This window comes from Deinococcus pimensis DSM 21231 (assembly GCF_000519345.1).
GTDB lineage: Bacteria > Deinococcota > Deinococci > Deinococcales > Deinococcaceae > Deinococcus_A > Deinococcus_A pimensis.
This window is the reverse complement of sequence record NZ_KI912639.1, coordinates 60,049-61,800: the sequence shown is the minus strand read 5'-3', so window position 1 is coordinate 61,800 and position 1,752 is coordinate 60,049. Positions and strand designations below refer to the sequence as shown.

Annotated in this window: 2 protein-coding genes and 1 pseudogene; all 3 read right to left on the bottom strand. The window is 68.8% G+C overall.

What is annotated here, in order from left to right; translation table 11 throughout:
- Window positions 1-188: pseudogene (locus DEIPI_RS39475) on the bottom strand (acetyl-CoA carboxylase biotin carboxyl carrier protein); the annotation flags it as partial.
- Window positions 188-745: an elongation factor P gene (gene efp / locus DEIPI_RS0110640; RefSeq protein ID WP_027481774.1), complete on the bottom strand. Its 558-nt coding sequence runs from the start codon at window positions 743-745 to the stop codon at window positions 188-190. The gene efp and the pseudogene DEIPI_RS39475, both read right to left, overlap by 1 nt.
- A complete protein-coding gene (locus DEIPI_RS30170; RefSeq protein ID WP_045234086.1) occupies window positions 742-1,737 on the bottom strand; it encodes a hypothetical protein in 996 nt (331 codons plus the stop codon). The genes efp and DEIPI_RS30170 overlap by 4 nt, the downstream gene beginning before the upstream one ends.
- Window positions 1,738-1,752 lie beyond the last annotated feature (15 nt).

Here is a 1,752-nt window from a genome sequence, read left to right as displayed (position 1 = left end):
GTGGGCGCCGCCGCGACGGGCGCGGGCGCCGCCACCTGCGGGGCCGCCATCACGGTGGGCGCGACGTGCACGACCTCCGCCCCACGCTTGATGCTGAGGTCGTACTCGCCCTCCTTGCGGAGGCTGAACTCGCGGACGTCGGCGGCCGTGAGGGCTTCGAGGATCTTCGCGAGGTCCTCGGGGTTCATTACGCGCGCCCCAGGTACTCGCCGGTGCGGGTGTCCACACGGACGTTCGTGCCCTGCTCGACGAAGAGGGGCACCTGCACGACCGCGCCCGTCTCCAGCGTGGCGGGCTTGGTGCCGCCCGAGACGGTGTCGCCGCGCACGCCGGGGTCGGTCATGGTGATGGTGAGGATCACCTGGTTGGGCAGGGTGATCTTGAGGGGCTTCTCGCGGAACATCTGCACCTCGACCTCCATGTTCTCCTTGAGGAACTTGGCGGCGTCACCGGCCAGCACGGGCGGCAGGCTCAGCTGGTCGTAGGTTTCCATGTCCATGAAGATGAAGTCGTCGCCGTCCTTGTAGAGGAACTGCATCGGCTTGCCCTCCACGTAGATGTCCTGCAGCTTCTCGCCGCTGTTGAAGGTGCGGTCGACGATGGCGCCCGACTCCATGTTGCGGAACTTCGTGACGACCTTCGCGCCGCCGCGTCCCATCTTGAGGTGGGAGTACTCCAGGCACTCCCACAGGCCGCCGTCCATCTCGACTTTCGTTCCGTTGCGCAGTTCCGTGACGCTGATCATGCACTTCCTCCGGTTGTTTCGACGCGGGCGGTCCCGGCGCTGGCCGGGTCGCCCTGCAGGTCCATGATTTCGGGCTTGAAGCCCACCTGATGAATGTACCCCAGGTACTCGCTCTCCGTCAGCGGTCGGCCCTGACCCGCGAGCGCCACGAAGAAGGCCTCCATGACGTTCGTGCCGAAGGTGCGGCCGCCGATGCGGGGGGTGGTGGTGACGAGACGCGCCGCGCCCGCCGCGCGGGCCCACTCGACGTCGGAGGGCGTGGTGGTGTTCGTGAGGATCGTCTTGCCGTCGAGCCGCGCGGGCGCGTAGCGGCGGATGTACAGGAAGTCCCCGGCGAGCACGTCCGCCCAGTCGTAGTAGCGCGTGCCGGGCCCCTGCACGGACTTCTCCTGCTTCTCCCCGGTGGGGTAGAACCACTGGAAGGGCAGCTTCGTCAGGACGGGCAGCAGCGTGTGCGCGGTGCGCCGCAGCGAACGGATGGAGCGCAGCGGCACGTTCATGCCGAGGCTGAACACCACGTCGCCGAACACGAGGTCCGCGCCCGCCTCCGCGAGCGCCTCGGCCATGCCGAAGCGGTCCACGGCGCTCACCATCAGGGTCTTGCGCGAGCGCCAGTGCACCACGGGCTCCAGCAGACGTACGGCCTCGCGCTCCAGGGTGTGCTTGAGGCCGCTGCCGTCGAGGATGGGCGTGACGCGGGCGTTCGCCGCGAGCTTCGCGATGTCGCGGAAGGTGTAGCGCCGCTCGCCCGCGACGATGTAGAGGTCGGTGCCCCCGAGACCGAAGGCGTCCACCTTCCCGTCGAGCGTGGCGAGCAGCTCGCCCGCGCGCCGCATGTCGCCGTTGGTGCCGATGCGTTCGAGGACGAACTTCTGGCCGAGCACCTCGGTCTGTTCGCGCGCGTTGCGCTTGCTGCTGCCGATGGAGACGCTCACGACGTGCTTGTACCCGGCGGGGGCGGGCGTCCAGTCTGCGGGTAGGGGATTGGTCACGGGGTCTCCTCGGGG